This window comes from Pseudomonas sp. ICMP 561, assembly GCF_002699985.1.
GTDB lineage: Bacteria > Pseudomonadota > Gammaproteobacteria > Pseudomonadales > Pseudomonadaceae > Aquipseudomonas > Aquipseudomonas quasicaspiana.
Map to the genome: position 1 here is coordinate 1 of NZ_LKBT01000061.1, position 234 is coordinate 234.

General features: G+C 52.6%; 1 rRNA gene. It reads right to left on the reverse strand.

The window, feature by feature from the left end:
• A 23S ribosomal RNA gene (locus AO242_RS25445) occupies positions 1-234 on the reverse strand; the annotation flags it as partial.

Consider the following 234-nt stretch of genomic DNA (forward strand, 5'->3'; position numbering starts at 1 on the left):
CTATCGGTCAGTCAGTAGTATTTAGCCTTGGAGGATGGTCCCCCCATGTTCAGACAAGGTTTCTCGTGCCCCGTCCTACTCGATTTCATGACAAGGAGATTTTCGCGTACAGGGCTATCACCCACTATGGCCGCACTTTCCAGAGCGTTCCGCTAATCTCCAAGCCACTTAAGGGCTGGTCCCCGTTCGCTCGCCACTACTAAGGGAATCTCGGTTGATTTCTTTTCCTCAGGG